General features: G+C 62.0%; 16 protein-coding genes. 11 read left to right on the forward strand and 5 right to left on the reverse strand.

Going from position 1 to position 18,291, the window contains the following annotated elements; all coding sequences use genetic code 11:
• The first annotated feature begins 75 nt into the window (after nucleotides 1-75).
• The 4 genes from AC1Q67_RS16065 (at nucleotide 76) to hemA (ending at nucleotide 6,275) form a co-directional block, all read left to right on the forward strand.
• The gene (locus tag AC1Q67_RS16065; RefSeq protein ID WP_024577254.1) at nucleotides 76-2,223 is read left to right on the forward strand and encodes a methyl-accepting chemotaxis protein; all 2,148 of its coding nucleotides are present in this window, start codon (nucleotides 76-78) and stop codon (nucleotides 2,221-2,223) included.
• A gap of 370 nt (nucleotides 2,224-2,593) precedes the next feature.
• Entirely contained in the window at nucleotides 2,594-3,637 is a 1,044-nt protein-coding gene (gene bioB / locus AC1Q67_RS16070) for a biotin synthase BioB (RefSeq protein WP_492236475.1), read from the forward strand.
• Nucleotides 3,638-3,792: 155 nt separating this feature from the next.
• Complete coding sequence (locus AC1Q67_RS16075; RefSeq protein WP_492236326.1) at nucleotides 3,793-4,857, forward strand: MBL fold metallo-hydrolase; 1,065 nt, start codon at nucleotides 3,793-3,795, stop codon at nucleotides 4,855-4,857.
• A 191-nt stretch (nucleotides 4,858-5,048) separates the two neighbouring features.
• Nucleotides 5,049-6,275, forward strand: a complete 1,227-nt coding sequence (gene hemA, locus AC1Q67_RS16080; RefSeq protein ID WP_492236327.1) for a 5-aminolevulinate synthase — start codon at nucleotides 5,049-5,051, stop codon at nucleotides 6,273-6,275.
• 26 nt (nucleotides 6,276-6,301) lie between these two features.
• Here hemA and AC1Q67_RS16085 read toward each other — a convergent pair whose 3' ends face one another.
• Complete coding sequence (locus tag AC1Q67_RS16085) at nucleotides 6,302-6,955, reverse strand: response regulator transcription factor (RefSeq protein ID WP_024577250.1); 654 nt, start codon at nucleotides 6,953-6,955, stop codon at nucleotides 6,302-6,304.
• Nucleotides 6,956-7,180: 225 nt separating this feature from the next.
• Here AC1Q67_RS16085 and AC1Q67_RS16090 point away from each other — a divergent pair, with 225 nt between their 5' ends.
• Nucleotides 7,181-10,687, forward strand: a complete 3,507-nt coding sequence (locus AC1Q67_RS16090; RefSeq protein ID WP_492236329.1) for a PAS domain-containing hybrid sensor histidine kinase/response regulator — start codon at nucleotides 7,181-7,183, stop codon at nucleotides 10,685-10,687.
• A 9-nt stretch (nucleotides 10,688-10,696) separates the two neighbouring features.
• Here AC1Q67_RS16090 and AC1Q67_RS16095 read toward each other — a convergent pair whose 3' ends face one another.
• A complete protein-coding gene (locus tag AC1Q67_RS16095; protein ID WP_024577248.1) occupies nucleotides 10,697-11,344 on the reverse strand; it encodes an HAD-IA family hydrolase in 648 nt (215 codons plus the stop codon).
• A gap of 43 nt (nucleotides 11,345-11,387) precedes the next feature.
• Nucleotides 11,388-12,062 (reverse strand): response regulator, encoded by a 675-nt coding sequence (locus tag AC1Q67_RS16100; RefSeq protein ID WP_024577247.1) that lies wholly within the window; start codon nucleotides 12,060-12,062, stop codon nucleotides 11,388-11,390.
• A 290-nt stretch (nucleotides 12,063-12,352) separates the two neighbouring features.
• Between AC1Q67_RS16100 and AC1Q67_RS16105 the strand changes: the two genes are divergently transcribed.
• On the forward strand, nucleotides 12,353-14,017 hold the full coding sequence (locus tag AC1Q67_RS16105; RefSeq protein ID WP_492236331.1) for an MFS transporter: 1,665 nt from the start codon (nucleotides 12,353-12,355) through the stop codon (nucleotides 14,015-14,017).
• A gap of 104 nt (nucleotides 14,018-14,121) precedes the next feature.
• Here the strand turns inward: AC1Q67_RS16105 and AC1Q67_RS16110 are convergent, their stop codons facing one another.
• The gene (locus AC1Q67_RS16110) at nucleotides 14,122-14,664 is read right to left on the reverse strand and encodes a hypothetical protein (protein WP_492236332.1); all 543 of its coding nucleotides are present in this window, start codon (nucleotides 14,662-14,664) and stop codon (nucleotides 14,122-14,124) included.
• Nucleotides 14,665-14,698: 34 nt separating this feature from the next.
• Nucleotides 14,699-15,322, reverse strand: coding sequence for a 2-hydroxychromene-2-carboxylate isomerase (locus AC1Q67_RS16115; protein ID WP_492236334.1), 624 nt, complete (start codon nucleotides 15,320-15,322; stop codon nucleotides 14,699-14,701).
• Between the two features lie 278 nt (nucleotides 15,323-15,600).
• On the opposite strand from AC1Q67_RS16115, the gene AC1Q67_RS16120 reads away from it, so the two are divergent.
• From AC1Q67_RS16120 to AC1Q67_RS16140, 5 genes are all read left to right on the forward strand, one after another.
• Nucleotides 15,601-15,981 (forward strand): AtpZ/AtpI family protein, encoded by a 381-nt coding sequence (locus tag AC1Q67_RS16120; RefSeq protein WP_492236476.1) that lies wholly within the window; start codon nucleotides 15,601-15,603, stop codon nucleotides 15,979-15,981.
• Between the two features lie 102 nt (nucleotides 15,982-16,083).
• Nucleotides 16,084-16,833 carry a F0F1 ATP synthase subunit A gene (locus AC1Q67_RS16125; protein WP_492236335.1) on the forward strand — a complete coding sequence of 250 codons (750 nt, stop codon included), beginning with the start codon at nucleotides 16,084-16,086 and terminating at the stop codon, nucleotides 16,831-16,833.
• A gap of 62 nt (nucleotides 16,834-16,895) precedes the next feature.
• A complete protein-coding gene (locus tag AC1Q67_RS16130; protein ID WP_006022884.1) occupies nucleotides 16,896-17,123 on the forward strand; it encodes a F0F1 ATP synthase subunit C in 228 nt (75 codons plus the stop codon).
• 66 nt (nucleotides 17,124-17,189) lie between these two features.
• On the forward strand, nucleotides 17,190-17,747 hold the full coding sequence (locus AC1Q67_RS16135) for a F0F1 ATP synthase subunit B family protein (RefSeq protein ID WP_492236337.1): 558 nt from the start codon (nucleotides 17,190-17,192) through the stop codon (nucleotides 17,745-17,747).
• A 5-nt stretch (nucleotides 17,748-17,752) separates the two neighbouring features.
• Complete coding sequence (locus tag AC1Q67_RS16140) at nucleotides 17,753-18,235, forward strand: F0F1 ATP synthase subunit B family protein (protein WP_296395699.1); 483 nt, start codon at nucleotides 17,753-17,755, stop codon at nucleotides 18,233-18,235.
• Nucleotides 18,236-18,291 lie beyond the last annotated feature (56 nt).

Consider the following 18,291-nt stretch of genomic DNA (forward strand, 5'->3'; position numbering starts at 1 on the left):
TTCCTGAAATTTTTAACCAGGCATCCGGATACTCCGCCCGCGCGTGATTTTACGGGGAATCGGGGGATTCGGGTTATGGCTTTGCGGTTTAAGGTCGCGAAAAATCTGTTTCGTTTCAAGCTGCCGAGCATGAAGCTCGGCGTCCGGGGAAGCCTCTTCCTGGCTTTTGCAGTCATCGCCGGGATGGCGATTGTCATCAGCACCAGCGCAAGCATCCTGCTCAGCCAACTCGGCGGCATCATGAATGCCCTCAGCGGCAACGATATTCCGCGGCTCGCCGCAAGCCTCCAGCTCTCGGCGCAAAGCGCCAGCCTCTCCAATCAGGGCCAGGCCCTGCTGGCGTCCGACAGCGACGCAACACTGAAGGAACGCACCGCTGAAATGCAGGGTACGCAGCGGATCGTTGTGGAGAAACTTGCGGAGATTGCGAAGCTCGGGGCCGACAAGACTGTCATGGACTCGATGAACGAAATCAGCAAAAGCATCGGAGACATGGTCGGCAGCATTGGCGCCGCCGCAAAGGAACGGCTCGAGGTCGCGGCCATGCGCGAAGCGCAGGCCACTGCGCTGCGCAAGGCACATAGCGATTTTCTCTCTGCCGCGTCGCTGGCCATGCTCGACGCCCAGACCCAGATGAACGCCATTCTCGGGTCCGCCAATTTCTCGCAAAACGACGCATTGGATGCAGCGCGGGCTGTCGACGTACTCGGCAATGTCATTACCGACGGCAACCTGATGGCGTCCGACATGACCGCAGCGCTGGCCGCACAAAGCACCGATACCTTGTCCGCGCTTCAGGAGTCGTTTGACTCCAAAAAGAAAAATGCACTCTACAAACTCGACAGCATGAAGAAGGGCGACGCCGGCGAGACCATCCGCGAGCCGCTGCTCAAGGTCGTTGCGCTGGCGGACGGCAAGACCGGCACCTTCAAGGTTCGCCAGAAGGAAATGGACGCGAACGAATACGGCCAGCTGATCGTTGATGAAACGCGCAAGCTCAATCGCGGCCTTGAGATGAGCGTCAAAAAGCTCGTCGAGGACGTGCAGGCCCACACCACCGACGCCACCACCATGGCAGGCAGCAAGATCAAGGTGGCAACATTGGTGATGCTCGCGCTCGGCGCGCTGACGCTGATCGGATCGGCCCTGTTCGTCTGGCTCTATGTCGGTCGCAACATCCTTGGCCGTATCGGCAACCTGCAGGACGTGATGCGGCGCCTGTCCGAGGGCGACCTCGACGCCGAGGTGAAGCGCGGCCGTCAGCAGGACGAGATCGCTGTGATGGCCGATTCGCTGGAGGTGTTCCGCGACAGCATGATCCGTTCGCGCACGCTCAGCAGCGAGCAGGACCAGGACCGTCTCGCCAAGGCGGAACGGGCGTCGCGCATCGAAAAGCAGATCGTCAGCTTCGAGGACAAGGTGCGCGCCGCGCTCGACAGCCTGATGACCTCCGCCAATGTCATGCAGGCGACGGCGGAGAGCATGTCCACATCCGCCGAGCATTCCAGCGCACTGGTGAACACCGTCGCCTCGGCCGCCGAGGAAACCTCGGTCAACGTGCAGACGGTTTCGGCCGGGACCGAGGAATTGTCGTCGTCGATCCAGGAGATCAGCCGCCAGGTCACGAGTTCGACCAAGATCGCGGCCAACGCGGTGACCGAGGCGGGCAAGACCGACACGACCATGCAGGGTCTCGCCGACAACGCCAACCGCATCAGCAGCGTCGTCGACCTGATTCAGGAGATCGCGTCGCAGACCAACCTGCTCGCACTCAACGCCACCATCGAGGCCGCGCGTGCCGGCGAAGCCGGGCGCGGTTTCGCGGTCGTGGCGTCGGAGGTGAAAAGCCTCGCCGAACAGACGGCGAAGGCGACCGACGAGATCCGCACCCAGATCGCCAGCATGCAGAACGTCACGGCATCGGCGGTCAGCGCCATCCGCAGCATCGGCTCGACCATCGGCGAGATCAACGAGGTGACCACCGCCATCGCCGCCGCCGTCGAGGAACAGGGCGCAGCGACCCGCGAGATCGCGCGCAACATCCAGCACGCCGCGAGCGGCACTGCGGAAGTGTCGAGCAACATCGTCGGCGTGAGCCGCGCCTCGAGCGAGGCAGGAACCGCGGCCGGCGAAGTGCTCAACGCATCGAACGAACTTCGCCGTGAAGCCGACACGCTTCGCGCAGAGGTCGATGCCTTCCTGCTCAATATCCGGGCTGCGTAATATTGCGTCTAGACGCTATGCCATCTGGCATGCCTGCATTCTGTTTTGGGGCCCGGAGCTTTCTGCTTCGGGCCCCAATTCGTTAAAGACGCGCGCAAGAACGAAAATGCAGACCCTGCGCTTGGCGGAACAGCATGATTTGCTACTGCTTTTAGCCATACGTCCGCGCACCGAACTACACTCCTGATTGACTCTTCTGGACCTCCATGGTCCTTGCTAGTCTCGATCCGGGGAAATCGCGCGTGCCGTCGAGACATCGCTTTCTGCCCGACGAACCAAGACAGCGGCGCTTCAGGGCGACGCCTTAAAACACGTAAGGGGTTAGCGCATGAGCATAGTGCCGAGTTCGGATGTGAAGGGCGGAACGTCGATGGGCAGGGACGCGCTGATCGAGCCACGCAACGACTGGACCCGTGCTGAAGCGCAGACGCTCTATGATCTCCCCTTCGCGGATCTGATCTTCCAGGCGCAGAGCATTCACCGCCGCAACTTCGATCCCAATCACGTCGAGACCGCGAGCCTGCTCAGCATCAAGACCGGCGGCTGCCCGGAGGATTGCGGCTACTGCTCGCAGAGCGCCAAATACGACACCGGCCTCAAGGCCTCGAAGCTGATGGATCACGACGATGTCGTGGCCACCGCCAAGCGCGCCAAGGAAGCCGGTGCGGAACGCTTCTGCATGGCGGCGGCATGGCGCAATCCGAAGGACAAGGATCTCGACAAGGTCTGCGACATGGTGAGCGCCGTGAAGGGGCTCGGGATGGAGACCTGTGTCACGCTCGGCATGCTGACCGATGCACAGGCCAAGCGTCTGCATGACGCCGGCCTCGACTTCTACAATCACAACGTCGACACCTCGCCGGAGTTCTACGGCAAGATCATCACCACGCGCACAATGCAGGACCGCATCGACACGCTGGCGCATGCGCGCGAAGCCGGCCTCAAGGTCTGCTGCGGCGGAATCATCGGCATGGGCGAGCAGGTCGATGACCGTCTCGGCATGCTGGCGCTGCTGGCGAACCTTCCCGAACATCCGGAGAGCGTTCCGATCAACATGTGGAACGAGGTCAAGGGCGTGCCGGTCAACGACACCGCCGAGCGCCCCGATCCGATCGCGCTGGTGCGTATGATCGCAGTCGCGCGCATCATGATGCCGCGCAGTGTCGTTCGCCTGTCCGCCGGCCGCCAGTACATGACCGACGAATTGCAGGCGCTGTGCTTCGTGGCCGGCGCGAACTCGATCTTCATCGGCGACGTGCTGCTGACCACCAAGAATCCGCAGACCGTGCGCGACGCCGATCTGCTCGATCGTCTCGGCATCAAATCGAAGCTCGACGACGCTAAGCCGCACAACCATACGCATGTGGACGCGAAGCCAGCAGCGGCCACGGTGTCCGGCGCAGCCGCTTCCTGACGCTGTTTGAAACGCCAAGGAACACCGAGGCATGGCTGCCTGCATGGCAACCATGTCCGCGCGCCCCGTAAAACGTGAGCTTTGGCGGGCCGGAACACTAGCGCGGCACCGATTGCCGCGTTAAGCCGGACCCTGAAAAACAAGATTGCGAGACGATGCACACCAAAACCGCCCCAAGGACCGCAGCCCCGGATGGCCTTCGCTATCCGATCGAGACGCCGCCCAAGCCGGATGAAGCGATCGAGATCGCGCCCGGCCTGATGTGGGTGCGGCTCACGCTGCCGTTCCGTCTCAACCATGTGAACATCTATCTGCTCGCCGACGGCGACGGCTGGACCATGATCGATACCGGCATCGGCAACGAAGCCACCATCGCCGCATGGACGACACTGTTCGAAGGGCCGCTGAAGGGTTTCAAGATCACAAAGCTGATCGTGACGCATGCGCATCCCGATCACGTCGGACTAGCGGGCTGGGTCGTCGAGCGCTTCAACTGCGAACTTCACATGTCGCAGGTGGAGTATCTGCAGGCGGCGTATCACCAGCACCGCGGCTCGCCCGAGCGCAAACTGGCGCAGCGTCTGTTCTTCCGCCGCCACGGCATGGACGAGGAGATCACCGAAGCGCTGCTCGGCCGGGGTATGGATTATCTCGCGCGCGTGTCGATCCTTCCGGCTTCCTTTCACCGCCTGTCGAAGGGTGACGAGATCACCATCGGGTCGCGCACATTCCGCATCATCACCGGCGGCGGCCACGCGCTCGATCAGGTCATGATGTACTGCGAGGCCGACAACATTTTCCTGTCGGCGGATCAGGTGCTGAGCAAGATTTCGCCGAATGTCAGCGTGTGGGCGGTCGAACCCGAGGCCAACTCGCTCGGCGAATACCTCACGTCACTTGCCGAACTCACCGGCCTGCTGCCGGACGACGTGCTGGTGCTGCCGGGACACGGCGTTCCGTTCTACGGGGTGAAGACCCGAATCAAGCAGCTGGCCGATCATCATGAAGAGCGCTGCAAGTTGATCGCCGATGCCTGCCGCACGTCGCCGAAGACTTCGGCGGAGTTGGTGCCGGTGGTGTTCCACAAGCATGTGCTTGACGCCCACCAGACTGGCTTTGCCGCCGGCGAACTGATCGCGCACGTCAATCACATGCTCGCCCATGGCCGTCTGAAATCCAATCTCGGCACGGATGGCGTGCTGCGCTTCACCGCAGCCTGATCTTGGTACCGGCACGCTGATTGGCGGGATTGATCTCGATCAACTCCTCGCCAGCCGCATACATGACCGGCGAAAACAGCCTCGACATCAAAGCTGGAAAAGCTCTAAAAAGACCCTGCGCGCGACAGAAGACCGCTTGGTAAATCCTTGGGCCGGCTGCCGTAATCCGGGTCCCCATCAGGGTTTTTGTGATGGATTACAACAAGTTCTTCGATGACGCCCTCGGTCGCCTCCATGACGAGCGGCGGTATCGCGTATTCGCCGATCTGGAGCGGATCGCCGGCCGTTATCCGCATGCGGTCTGGCACTCACCCAAGGGCCAGCGCAACATCGTGATGTGGTGCTCGAACGACTACCTCGGCATGGGCCAGCATCCCAAGGTGGTGGGCGCAATGGTCGAGACCGCCACCCGCACCGGGACCGGCGCCGGCGGCACCCGCAACATCGCGGGCAACAACCATTCCCTGATCCAGCTTGAGCAGGAGCTTGCCGATCTGCACGGCAAGGAAGCGGCGCTGGTGTTCACTTCGGGCTACGTCTCGAACCAGACCGGCATCGCAACGCTGGCGAAGCTGATCCCGAACTGCCTGATCCTCTCGGACGCGCTGAATCACAACTCGATGATCGAGGGCATCCGCCAGTCCGGTACGCAGTATCTTGTGTTCCGCCACAACGACGTGGCGCATCTCGAAGAGCTGCTGCGCGCCAATGCGGGCCGCCCGACGCTGGTGGTGTGCGAAAGCCTTTATTCGATGGACGGCGACGTGGCGCCGCTGGCGAAGATCTGCGATCTCGCCGAGCGCTATGGCGCGATGACCTATGTCGACGAGGTTCATGCGGTCGGCATGTACGGCCCGCGCGGCGGCGGCATTGCCGAGCGCGATGGCGTGATGCACCGGATCGACATTCTCGAGGGCACGCTGGCCAAGGCGTTCGGCTGCCTTGGCGGCTACATCGCCGGCAGCGCAAAGCTCGTGGATGCAGTGCGGTCCTATGCGCCGGGCTTTATTTTCACCACCGCACTTCCGCCGGCGATCTGCGCCGCTGCGACGGCTGCGATCAGGCATCTGAAATCATCGAGCTGGGAGCGCGAGCGTCATCAGGACCGCGCCGCGCGGCTCAAGGCCATTCTGACCGCTGCCGGTCTTCCGGTAATGTCGAGCGACACCCATATCGTGCCGCTGTTCGTGGGCGACCCCGAGCGCTGCAAGAAGGCTTGCGATCTTCTGCTCGAACAGCACGGCATCTATATTCAGCCGATCAACTATCCGACCGTGCCCAAGGGCACCGAGCGCCTGCGCATTACGCCGTCGCCGTATCATGAGGATGCGCTGATCGATGCCCTTGCCGAGGCGCTGGTCCAGGTGTGGGAGCAGCTCGATCTGCCGCTGCACGCCAAGCCCCTGGCGGCTGAATAACTGACGGCTGACCGATCGTTCCGGCTTTAGCCGGCTCTGACGATCTGCCGCACCGGTGACGGCGCATTCCCCAACACGATCCGCATCAGGTCGGCGGCATTTCGTGCACCGAGTTTGTCCATGATGCGCGCGCGGTGGACCTCGATGGTCCGCGGGCTGATGCCCAGCCGCCGCCCTGCCTCCTTGTTCGATGCGCCGTGGGCGACCTGACCCAGCACGTCCCGCTCACGCCGGGTGAGAAGCTCGATCCCCGGAAAATCGGCCAGACCATCGATATGCCCGGCAGCAGAGCGGCGATAGATCACAACGGCCTCGCGAACACGCTCGATCATGGCACCGGCAGAAAATGGCTTTTCGAGAAAATCCAGCGCACCGAGCTTCATGGCTTCCACCGCCATCGCCACGTCCGATTGACCGGACATGACGAAGACCGGTGGCGCAAAATGGATGTCGGCGAGCTGCCTCAGCACCGCGAGCCCGGAACGGCCCGGAAGCTGAATATCGAGAATGACGCAAGACGGGGCAGATGATTGCAACCACCCCAGAAATGACTCGCCGTCTGCAAATGTTTCCGGGATGAAGCCGTCGATTTTCAGCAGCAGCGACAGCGCATCACGAACCGATGCATCGTCATCGACGATAGCGATCGGGGCATCCCTGACAGGTAGCATCTGACCCATGACCCGCCCCCGAAGTGCGTTACACTGGTAATGCAACTATTACGTGTAATACCTGATTCGGGCCTGTGTGCCAATATTCTTGTCCGCCCAGCGGACACCCCGAGTTCAGATGCGCGTGATATCGGACCGGGTTAAGGTCACACCGGGCGTTGGCCAAGCGCGGTCCCGAAAAGTCGGGAACCGGTTTTCGGAGAGGATCGTGCCCTGACGTCAGGGATTAATTCGATGCTGCATGACTGGGGCGTGATCGCAGCCGCTTTCGGCTACATCGGCCTGCTGTTCGTGGTCGCAAGTTACGGCGAGCGGCTGACGCAGGTCCAGCGCGGCCGCCTCGGCACGATCATCTATCCTCTGTCGCTGGCGATCTACTGTACGTCCTGGACGTTCTTCGGCTCGGTGGGCCTCGCCACGCGAACCAGCGTCGAGTTTCTTGCCATCTATGTCGGACCGATCCTGATGATCGCGTTCTGCACGCCGCTGCTGATGCGCGTCATCCAGCTGGCGAAATCGCAGAACATCACCTCGATCGCCGACTTCATTGCCGCACGCTACGGCAAGAGCCAGGCGGTCGCGGCAACCGCTGCCGCCATCGCCATCATCGGCTCGGTGCCTTACATCGCGCTTCAACTGAAGGCCGTCGCGTCGTCGCTGGAAACGATCCTCAATCAGGATCAGGATGTTTCCAGCATTCCCTATATCGGCGACATCGCCTTTATCGTCACCATTACGCTTGCTGCCTTCGCGGTGCTGTTCGGAACGCGTCAGACCGATGCCACCGAACACCAGCACGGCCTGATGCTGGCGGTCGCGACGGAATCCCTCGTCAAGCTGGTCGCCTTCATCGCCGCAGGCGTGTTCGTGACCTTCGTCATGTTCGGGCCGTCCGATCTGTGGGAGCGCGCCATGAAGACGCCGGAGGCGGTGCGTGCCATCGAGACCGCGCCGTCGATCGGCAATTTCGCCGCCATGACGCTGCTCTCGTTTCTGGCGATCATGCTGCTGCCGCGGCAATTCCACGTCAGCGTCGTCGAGAACTCGACCGAGGCCGAGGTTCGCCGCGCACGCTGGCTGTTCCCGCTCTATCTGGTCGCGATCAACCTGTTCGTGATCCCGATCGCGATTGCCGGTCTTGTCACCTTCCCGTTCGGCGCGTCGGACAGCGACATGTACGTGCTGGCGCTGCCGATTCAGGCAGGTGCCACATGGCTCAGCGTGATTGTGTTTATCGGCGGCCTGTCCGCGGCCACCGCCATGGTGATCGTGGAATGCGTGGCGCTTGCGATCATGGTGTCGAATGACATCGTTGTGCCGCTGGTGTTGAAACGGCGGCCTGCCGCGCAGGCGGGGAAGGCGAACTTCGGCGGCTTTCTGCTCAAGGTGCGCCGGGTCGCGATCTTCGCCATCATGGCGATGGCGTATCTCTACTACCACGCGCTCGGCAACGCGCAGCTCGCTGCCATCGGCCTGCTCTCGTTTGCCGCCGTCGCCCAGCTGGCGCCGGCCTTTCTCGGCGGACTGTTCTGGCGGCGCGCGACCGCGCGCGGCGCCATGGGCGGCATGCTGATCGGCTTTGCGGTGTGGGCCTACACGCTGTTCCTGCCGAGCTTCGCCGATGTCGATCCGCGCGGCGTGATCTGGCTGAATGAAGGCCTGTTCGGCATCGCGGCGCTGCGGCCCCGGGCATTGCTCGGCACCGAGATGGCCCCGCTGATCCATGGCGTGTTCTGGAGCCTGTCGCTCAACCTTCTGACCTATGTCGTGCTGTCGCTGCTGCGCCAGCCGACATCCATCGAGCGGGTTCAGGCCGATCTGTTCGTGCCGAACGAACTGGCGCCGATCGCGCCGAATTTCAGGCGCTGGCGTACAACGGTGACGGTGCAGGACCTGCTCACCACGGTGGCGCAGTATCTGGGTCCGGAACGCGCGCAGCAGTCGTTCGAAACCTTCGCCGCCAGCCACCACGTCAATATCGATCGTGCGGCGCCTGCGGATTTCCGCCTGCTGCGCCATGCCGAACATCTGATCGCATCGTCGATCGGCGCGGCGTCGTCGCGGCTTGTGCTGTCGCTGCTGCTGCGCAAGCGCGCGGTGTCAGCCAAGGCCGCGCTCAAGCTGCTCGACGACGCGCACACCGCGCTGCATTTCAATCGCGAAATGCTGCAAACGGCACTCAACCACGTCCGCCAGGGCATCGCGGTGTTCAATCCGGAATTGCAGCTCATCACATCGAACCAGCAATTCGGCGAGATTCTCGACCTGCCCGCGCAGTATTCACAGATCGGGATTCCGCTGGTCGAGATTCTTGAATTCATCGGCAGCAACGGACAGACAGAGGATGCCGATCCTGCCATGCTGCAACGCCGGCTCGCCGCCTACACCACCGAGGGCGAGCCCTATCTGGAGCGGCTGACCGACCGCAACATGGTTGTGGAGGTTCGCGCCAACCGGATGCCGGGCGGCGCGCTGGTGATCACCTTCTCCGACATCACACCGAGCTTTGAAGCGGCGGAAGCGCTGGAGCGCGCCAACGCCACGCTGGAGAAGCGGGTTCGCGAACGCACCGAGGAACTGACGCGCCTCAACAGCGAACTGGCGCGGGCCAAGAGCACCGCCGAGGAAGCCAACATCTCCAAGACCCGCTTCCTTGCCGCCGCCAGCCACGACATTCTGCAGCCGCTCAACGCGGCACGGCTTTATGTCACCAGCCTTGTCGAGCGGCAGGACGGCGGCGAGGATGCCCGCCTTGTCGGCAACATCGACGACTCACTGGAAGCCATCGAGGAAATCCTGGGTGCGCTGCTCGACATCTCGCGGCTCGACTCCGGCGCCATGACGCCGTCGATCTCCAGCTTCCGCATGAGCGACCTGATGCGGTCGCTGGAAGTGGAGTTCGCGCCGATCGCAAAGGCGCGAAAGCTGAAACTCACCTTCGTGCCCTGCTCGCTTGCAGTTTCCTCGGATCGTGTGCTGCTGCGGCGGCTGCTGCAAAACCTGATCTCGAACGCCATCAAGTACACGCCCAAGGGCCGGGTTCTGGTCGGATGCCGCCGCAGGGGCAAGTCGCTCGAAATCGGAATCTATGACACTGGCCTCGGCATTCCGATTCCGAAGCGCGCCGAGATTTTCAAGGAATTCCACCGGCTCGATCAGGGCGCCCGGATCGCGCGCGGGCTGGGCCTCGGCCTGTCGATTGTCGAGCGGCTGGCGCGGGTTCTGAACCACCGCATCGTGGTCGATTCGAACCGCAGCGGCGGATCGCGCTTCTCGGTGACGATGCCGATTGCAAAAACCGTCACCCATACCGCGACGGTGTCCGGCACCAGCGTCTCGTCCAAGGCGCCAATGAGCGGCACTCTCATCGTTTGCATCGAAAACGACCGCGCCATTCTCGACGGCATGAAGACGCTGCTGACCGGTTGGGACGCCAAGGTGATCGCCGCAGTCGATCCGGTGACCGCCGCGGACGCCATTGCGGCGGCCAACGAGCGGGTGACCGGGCTGCTGGTCGACTATCATCTCGACCGCGGCAACGGCATCGCGGCGATCCGGGACATCCGGCAGCGGTTTGGCGATGGCATTCCTGCAATCCTGATCACGGCCGACCGCAGCCCGCATGTGCGCGATGCCGCACGCGAGGATGGAATCGTCGTGCTCAACAAGCCGGTCAAGCCTGCCGCTTTGCGCGCGCTGCTCGCGCAGTGGCGGGCGCAGCAGATGGTGGCCGCCGAATAGAGGAATGGTTCAGGCGCGAACGAGATCACCCAGCGCAAGCCCCGTCGCAGCTTGCAGATCACGGATCGCCTGAGGCGCATCGATCACCTTGATGGTGGTCATGCCCATCTCCCGCGCCGGCTTCAGGTTGACGCCGAGATCGTCGAGATAGACGCACCTGTTCGGATCGACGCCCAGCGCCTCAACCATCATTTGATAGATTCGCGGATCGGGTTTGCGCAAGCCGATCTTCGCCGACTCGATGACGTGATCGAACAGCGCCATCGTCTCCGCGACGTAGAGCGCGCGGCCGCCGGAACTGCCGATGGCGTTGGCGGGAAGATTGTTGGTGATGCAGCCGGTTTTGAATCGCTGCTTGATCCGCCGCAGTGCTTCGACCATCTCCGGCCTCGGATCGCCCGACAGCAGCGGCACAACATCGCGGCCCCGGACTTCGGCGCCGAGCGCCAGCGATTCCGCCGCGAACAGTTCATCGAAGGTCGCAAGATCCACTTCGGCGCGCTCGAACTTCGCCCACGCATTCTCGAAATGGTTCGCGGCGTTGGTCCGCCGGATAATATCGAGAGGAAGGCCGCGCTCCCTTTCAAACCGCGCAAAGGCCTCGAACGGCGACGTGGTGAGGACCCCGCCAAAATCCCAAATCACTGCCTCAATCATTGATCCATCGCTTTTGCAGAAGCTGTTCGCGCCCGGCTGACGGCTATTTCGCGGGGTCAGCCTGTTTCCACTCCCCACCGGCGATCTTCGCCGCTGCGATCACCGCCTGGGTCCGGCTTTCAACGCCGAGTTTTTGCAGAATGGCGGATACGTGCGCCTTGATCGTCGCTTCCGACACGCCAAGCTCGTAGGCGATCTGCTTGTTGAGCAGGCCTTCCGACAGCATCATCAGCACCCGGACCTGCTGGGGCGTCAGCGTCACCAGCCGGTCCCGCAATCTGGTCATGTCGGGATCGGCCGCGGCGGACAGATCGACATCGGCCGGCACCCAGACGTCACCGTTCATCACCCTGCCGATCGCCTCACGCAACGTCTCGACGCCAAAGCGCTTGGGAATGAAACCGGATGCGCCGAAGTCCATCGACCGGCGGATCGTGCCGGCGTCGTCGCTGGCCGAGACAATCACGACAGGGATCGCCGGGAATTGCGCGCGGAGATAGATCAGCCCCGAGAACCCGCTGATTCCCGGCATCGACAGATCGAGCAGGATCAGATCGACGTCGGATTCGCGCTCAAGCAGCGCCGTTAACTCCTCGAACGACCCCGCTTCATCGATCCGCGCCGACGCGACGACAGTCGCGACTGCTTGTCGCAGGGCGTCACGAAAAAGCGGATGATCGTCGGCGACAACGAGATGTGTGCTGGTGGCGATGGTCATTTATTCCGCATGCAATAGCTGATTAGGCGCGGCAACGATATTGAATTCGAGTGTTTACCGCGTTGTTCAGTCATGCAACCCGGGAACAAAAACAACAAGCTCACCGGTCGCTGATCGCAACGATTGTGCACTGCACGGTGCCCCTTCCTACCCATTTGGCTGGCCGAAAGTCTTATAGGGCCGGGTTTCACGCCGATGTTACCTTGATTACGAACTTCTCGCACTTTTTCAGCCGGCGAAAGAGCGGCGCGCGAAGCGAATTTTCAGCAACACGTTTGGGGAGCTTTGAAATGGCCACAATGACTACGACCTCGCCACGAGCGGGCGGCATGACGAAGGACGAACGTTTCGTCATCTTCGCATCGTCGCTCGGCACCGTCTTCGAGTGGTACGACTTCTATCTTTACGGATCGCTCGCCGCGATCATCGGCGCGCAGTTCTTCAGCGCCTATCCGCCGGCGACCCGTGACATCTTCGCACTGCTGGCTTTCGCCGCCGGCTTCCTGGTGCGCCCGTTCGGCGCCATCGTGTTCGGCCGCATCGGCGATCTCGTCGGCCGCAAGTACACCTTCCTTGTCACGATCCTCATCATGGGTCTGTCGACCTTCATCGTCGGCCTGCTCCCGAACGCTGCCACCATCGGCATCGCGGCTCCGATCATTCTGATCGCCCTGCGCCTGTTGCAGGGCCTTGCGCTCGGCGGCGAGTACGGCGGTGCGGCGACCTACGTCGCGGAGCATTCGCCTCCCGGCAAGCGCGGCTACTACACCTCGTTCATTCAGACGACCGCGACACTCGGCCTGTTCCTGTCGCTGCTGGTCATTCTCTTCACCCGCACCATTCTCGGTGAAGCCGACTTCGCGGCATGGGGCTGGCGCATTCCGTTCCTGCTCTCGGTGGTTCTGCTCGGCGTCTCCGTCATCATCCGGCTGAAGCTGAATGAATCGCCGGTGTTCCAGAAGATGAAGGATGAAGGCAAGGGCTCGAAAGCGCCTTTGACCGAAGCCTTCGGCAACTGGAGCAACGCCAAGCTCGTGCTGATCGCGCTGCTCGGCGGCGTGATGGGCCAGGGCGTGGTCTGGTACACGGGCCAGTTCTACGCACTGTTCTTCCTGCAATCGATTCTGCAGGTCGACGGCTACACCGCGAACCTGCTGATCGCGTGGTCGCTGCTGCTGGGCACCGGCTTCTTCATCGTGTTCGGTGCGCTGTCGGACAAGATCGGCCGTAAGCCGATCATCCTCGCCGGCTGTCTGATCGCGGCTCTGACTTTCTTCCCGATCTTCCGTATGATTTCCAGCAACGCCAACCCGCAGCTGGAAAAGGCCATCGAGACGGTGAAGGTTTCGGTGATCGCAGATCCGAAGGGCTGCGGCGACCTGTTCAATCCGGTCGGCACCCGCGTGTTCACCGCGCCTTGCGACCTTGCCCGCGACTTCCTCGCGAAGTCCTCGGTCAAGTATGACACCGTTGCAGGTCCTGCCGGCTCGCCGGTGAAGATCTCGATCAATGGGACCGAAGTGCCTTACACCAAGCCGGCGGATTCGAATGCCAGCGCGACGGCTGCCCTTCAGGCGGCAGGTTATCCGAAGCGCGGCGCCAACCCGACGCTCGCGAAGATGTCGCATCCGTTCGACATCTTCAAACCGCAGGTGGCCGCGATCATCGGACTGCTGTTCGTCCTCGTGATCTACGTCACCATGGTGTACGGCCCGATCGCCGCGATGCTGGTCGAACTGTTCCCGACCAAGATCCGCTACACCTCGATGTCGCTGCCCTACCATATCGGCAACGGCTGGTTCGGCGGTCTGTTGCCCGCGACGTCATTCGCGATCGTGGCATCGACCGGCGATATCTACGCAGGCCTCTGGTATCCGGTGATCTTCGCCTTGATCACCGTGGTGGTCGGCTTCTTCTTCCTGCCGGAAACCAAGGACGTCGATATCAGCAAGTAACGATTGAAGGTCAGGCGGCTCGCTCCGCCGGACCTTTCAAACACAACGGCCGCGGAGCAATCCGCGGCCTTTTTTTGCAACATTGGATTTCAGATTTCGAAATCTCAGATTTTCTCGGACAGCTTTTTCTGCATCCGGTTCGCCATATCGATCAGCCGCTCCCAGACCCGCTCGATCAGCGCCATCAGCTTTTCGTGCTCCGGCGGCAGTTGCAGTTCGATCTTTCCGTCAGGCGACGCCTTGCTGCCCGGCGCAGCCTGTGCGCTTTTCTTCGAATCTTCCTTGGCCAGCGGCGCATCGGTCTTGCCGCTGACCGTATCGCGCTGGGCCAGTTGCTCGCGCAGTTTCTTGTTGTCGGCCTGAAGCCGGCCGATCTCGGTATCGAGCGCGGCGCGCTCGTCCGGCACCAGCCGGCAGGTCCAGCCGCTCTTGTTGGTGCAGATCGACACCACGCCGTTGCGGGTATCGAGCCGCAGGAATCCGTCGGTGACAGGTGACAACGTGAAACGGCCGTTTTCGGTCTCGGGCATCGCCTGCGCACGCGCCTCGTGACCAGTCATCACCGCCGCCGCCAACACCATCGCGGCAAGCCCCATTCGGCGGAGCGCCGCCGATGATGTCTCGACTACGATACCGGCTGAACCCATGGGCTCCTCATCGCGGCCAACATCTGCCTTGGCCTCAAACATCAGAGGTGTAGGCCTTGCGGCCTGATTTCAACGCATCGGCCAGCAATTCGATCCGATCCTGTCCCCAGAAAACCTCGCCGTCGAGCACCCAGCAGGGCGAGCCGAAGACGCCGGACGCAATCGCATCCTGGCGGTTCTGCTCATAGGCCGCGCCGATCTCGGCTGAGGTCGCCTCAGCGGCAAGCCTTGCACCCGGCAGACCGGCCTCATCGGCCAGCCGCGTCACTGTGGCCGGATCTGCAAGATCGAGTTCCTGCTCCCAGAGACCGGCGAAAGCGCGGCGCATGAACGGCTCGGGATTAAGTCCTGCAACAACTGCGGCAACAGCCACTCCATCGGCAAGCCGCGGGTCGCCCGGAAAAAACCGCGGCTTCAAATTGAACTTCAGATCGCGCTTGTCGCGCCAGCGCTGCAGTTCCATCATCCGATAACGCTGCCGCGCCGGGTGACGTTTCGCCAGCGGCAGGCCGCCGGTCTCGGAGAAGACATCAGTCAGGAGAACTGGCTTGTAATTGACCTTCAGCCGATGCGCGGCGGCAAGATCCTCAAAGAGCGCATGTCCGATGTAAGCCCATGGCGACTGCAGCGAAAAATAGTAATTAATCTGGCGCGCCATCGATCCTCCGGCAGCACGATTTCAGGAGACTTCGGTCTTATCATAACCGGGCCGAACGGCATCCGAAGACGCGACATTGTGTGTCATGGTTATCGCAGTGCGGCGAGTGCGCGCAGCGGCAGGATTTTTTCTCCGATTTCGTAAGTTAATTCAAAGCGATACATGTCAATCAGGCAATCTTGACTTGACCGTAGGCCGTCAGTATGGTCCGCGCGGTTTTCGTGGGTGGCGGGGCGTTTTTCTCTGAAATCGCGCGGCGGGGCGTGGGTGTCGACATCATGGTGGGCGCACACAACAAAGGTCGCGGCGACAATGGACGAGACAAACCGTCGGCCGAAGAAACTGCGCTCTCCGCAAGGCTCGCACGTCTGAATCATCGGCTTTCCGAAGTCCGGAATGGCCGCAAGAACCAGACAGATCAGTCGGGAAGCGGGGCAGCCTCCGCCAACGCGTCAGCGATGGCAAAGGGGTTTCGCCTCTCCTCCGAATTGATCGCAGGTGTCCTTGTCGGAGCGGTCATCGGCTGGGGCATCGACCGTCTGTTTTCGACGTCCCCTTGGGGTCTGATCGTGTTTTTTCTGCTCGGCTTCACTGCCGGCGTGATTAACGTGATGCGGGCAGCCGGCGTCGCCAACCGCGATGCGCCCGACCGCTCCTGACAGGTCCCGCGACCGGTCCTTGGGAATCGCCTGGAATTTCAAGCCAGCTCTCTGGCGGGTATGACTGTCCGGCTTGCCGGCAAAGATGAAAGACGAACGTGGATGGCCGATCCGATCCATCAATTTGAGATCCACAAGATCTTCTCGCTGGGCCACATCGGTGGTCAGGAGATCGCTTTCACCAACTCCTCCGCCTACATGTTCGGCGCAGTAGCCGTCGTCTCGCTGCTTATGATCGGCGGCAGCGCGGCGCGCGCCCTCGTTCCGGGCCGCTTCCAGTCCGTTGCCGAACTATCCTACGAATTCGTCGGCGACACTCTGAGAGAGAGCGTCGGCGACGAAGGCATGAAATTCTTCCCCTTCGTGTTCTCGCTGTTCATGTTCATCCTGACCGCGAACATGATCGGCATCATTCCCTACACCTTCACCGTCACCAGCCATCTGATCGTGACGCTGGCGCTGGCGCTGATGGTGTTTCTCACCGTTCTGCTCTACGGCATCTACAAGAACGGCTTTAAATTCTTCAAACTTTTCGTGCCTTCGGGCATTCCGCTCTACATCCTGCCGCTGATCATGGTGATCGAGGTGATCTCGTTCCTGTCGCGGCCGGTGTCCCACTCCGTGCGTCTGTTCGCGAACATGCTGGCAGGTCACATCACCCTCAAGGTGTTTGCGGGATTCGTAACGTCGCTGAGCGCGCTCGGCGCTGTGGGCATCTTCGGTTCGATATTGCCGCTGGCGATGACGACCGCGCTCACCGGCCTCGAAATTCTCGTGGCTTTCCTGCAGGCCTACGTCTTCACCATCCTGACCTGCATCTACCTCAACGACGCACTTCATCCCGGACACTGACCTCGGACACTGGCCGGATTTCACTTATCCACTGACACCAACATCCCAGAAGGAGTTTCACTATGGATCCAGTTGCAGCAAAGTACATCGGCGCCGGCATCGCTTGTCTCGGCATGGGCGGCGCAGGCATCGGCGTCGGCATGATCTTCAGCCAGTTCCTCAACGGTGCGCTTCGCAACCCGTCGGCTTCGCAGGGCCAGTTCGCAAACCTGATCTTCGGCTTCGCCGTGACGGAAGCGCTCGGCATCTTCTCGCTGCTGATCGCGCTGCTGCTGCTGTTCGCCGTCTAAGTCAGACCGGATGATGCGTTTGCCGCGGTCTCATTGAGCCGCGGCTGACGCCAACAGGAGACGCTCATGGCGACGGGTCAGGGCACTGCAAAGGGCACGACCGCCCACACCGAGGCAGACGGTCATGGCAAGGCGGGTTTCCCGCCTTTCCAGAAGGAGACGTTTGCCTCGCAGCTGGTGTCGTTCGCGATCGCCTTTGCGCTGCTTTACTTCATCGTGTCGAAGTTCGCGCTTCCGCGCGTCGGCGGCATCATAGCGAACCGCGAAGGCGTGATCGAAAACGATCTGGCCGAGGCGCACAAGCTGAAGGACGAATCCGATCAGGCTCTCAAGGCCTATGAGACCGAGCTTGCCGATGCGCGGGCGCGGGCTCAGGCGATCGGTTCGGAAACGCGCGACAAGCTGAACGCACAGGCCGAAAGCGACCGCAAGGCGCTGGAAACCAGCCTTGCGGCCAAGCTTGCCGACGCCGAGAAGACCATTGCCTCAACGCGCGCAACCGCGATGGGCAATGTCCGCTCGATCGCATCCGATGCGGCGACTGCCATCGTTCAGCGTCTCACCGGCGTTGCGCCCGACAGCAAGGCTGTCGAAAGCGCCGTCGATGCGTCCTTGAAGGGATAACGACGATGTTCCAAGCAGAATTCTGGGTTGCCGTCGCTTTCGTCATCCTGATGGGTGTGTTCGGCTATTTCGGCGTTCACCGCACGATCCTGCAAGCGCTGGATCATCGCCGCGATCGCATCCAGAAAGAACTCGACGACGCCCGCCGCCTCAAGGAAGAGGCCAACAAGCTGGTCGCCGAATATCGCGCCCGCCGCGCCAGCGCCGAGCGTGAGGCACAGGATATCGTTGCCAACGCCAAGGCCGATGCCGAGCGCATCGCGGCCGAAGCCAAGGCGAAGATGGAAGATTTTGTCGCCCGCCGCACCAAGACCGCGGAGAACAAGATCGCCCAGGCCGAAAGCCAGGCCATCGCGGATGTCCGCGCTGCCGCGGCCGAAGCCGCTGTCAGCGCCGCCTCGTCGATCATGACGCAGTCGGTGAAGGGACAGGTCGCTGGCGACCTGATCGCCAAGGGCATTCAGGACGTCCGCAGCAAGCTGAACTAAGCGCTCACATCATCAAAAAAAGCCGGCCTCGTTGATTCGAGGCCGGCTTTTTCTTT

The sequence above is a fragment of the Afipia sp. GW823-FHT06G09 genome, from assembly GCF_058794875.1.

What these genes read in the sequence shown, in the direction of transcription:
- AC1Q67_RS16065 (WP_024577254.1), top strand. Translation starts at nt 76, where the DNA reads ATGGCTTTGCGGTTTAAGGTCGCGAAAAATCTGTTTCGTTTCAAGCTG.
- bioB (WP_492236475.1), top strand. Translation starts at nt 2,594, where the DNA reads ATGGGCAGGGACGCGCTGATCGAGCCACGCAACGACTGGACCCGTGCT.
- AC1Q67_RS16075 (WP_492236326.1), top strand. Translation starts at nt 3,793, where the DNA reads ATGCACACCAAAACCGCCCCAAGGACCGCAGCCCCGGATGGCCTTCGC.
- hemA (WP_492236327.1), top strand. Translation starts at nt 5,049, where the DNA reads ATGGATTACAACAAGTTCTTCGATGACGCCCTCGGTCGCCTCCATGAC.
- AC1Q67_RS16085 (WP_024577250.1), bottom strand. Translation starts at nt 6,955, where the DNA reads ATGGGTCAGATGCTACCTGTCAGGGATGCCCCGATCGCTATCGTCGAT.
- AC1Q67_RS16090 (WP_492236329.1), top strand. Translation starts at nt 7,181, where the DNA reads ATGCTGCATGACTGGGGCGTGATCGCAGCCGCTTTCGGCTACATCGGC.
- AC1Q67_RS16095 (WP_024577248.1), bottom strand. Translation starts at nt 11,344, where the DNA reads ATGATTGAGGCAGTGATTTGGGATTTTGGCGGGGTCCTCACCACGTCG.
- AC1Q67_RS16100 (WP_024577247.1), bottom strand. Translation starts at nt 12,062, where the DNA reads ATGACCATCGCCACCAGCACACATCTCGTTGTCGCCGACGATCATCCG.
- AC1Q67_RS16105 (WP_492236331.1), top strand. Translation starts at nt 12,353, where the DNA reads ATGGCCACAATGACTACGACCTCGCCACGAGCGGGCGGCATGACGAAG.
- AC1Q67_RS16110 (WP_492236332.1), bottom strand. Translation starts at nt 14,664, where the DNA reads ATGGGTTCAGCCGGTATCGTAGTCGAGACATCATCGGCGGCGCTCCGC.
- AC1Q67_RS16115 (WP_492236334.1), bottom strand. Translation starts at nt 15,322, where the DNA reads ATGGCGCGCCAGATTAATTACTATTTTTCGCTGCAGTCGCCATGGGCT.
- AC1Q67_RS16120 (WP_492236476.1), top strand. Translation starts at nt 15,601, where the DNA reads ATGGTGGGCGCACACAACAAAGGTCGCGGCGACAATGGACGAGACAAA.
- AC1Q67_RS16125 (WP_492236335.1), top strand. Translation starts at nt 16,084, where the DNA reads ATGGCCGATCCGATCCATCAATTTGAGATCCACAAGATCTTCTCGCTG.
- AC1Q67_RS16130 (WP_006022884.1), top strand. Translation starts at nt 16,896, where the DNA reads ATGGATCCAGTTGCAGCAAAGTACATCGGCGCCGGCATCGCTTGTCTC.
- AC1Q67_RS16135 (WP_492236337.1), top strand. Translation starts at nt 17,190, where the DNA reads ATGGCGACGGGTCAGGGCACTGCAAAGGGCACGACCGCCCACACCGAG.
- AC1Q67_RS16140 (WP_296395699.1), top strand. Translation starts at nt 17,753, where the DNA reads ATGTTCCAAGCAGAATTCTGGGTTGCCGTCGCTTTCGTCATCCTGATG.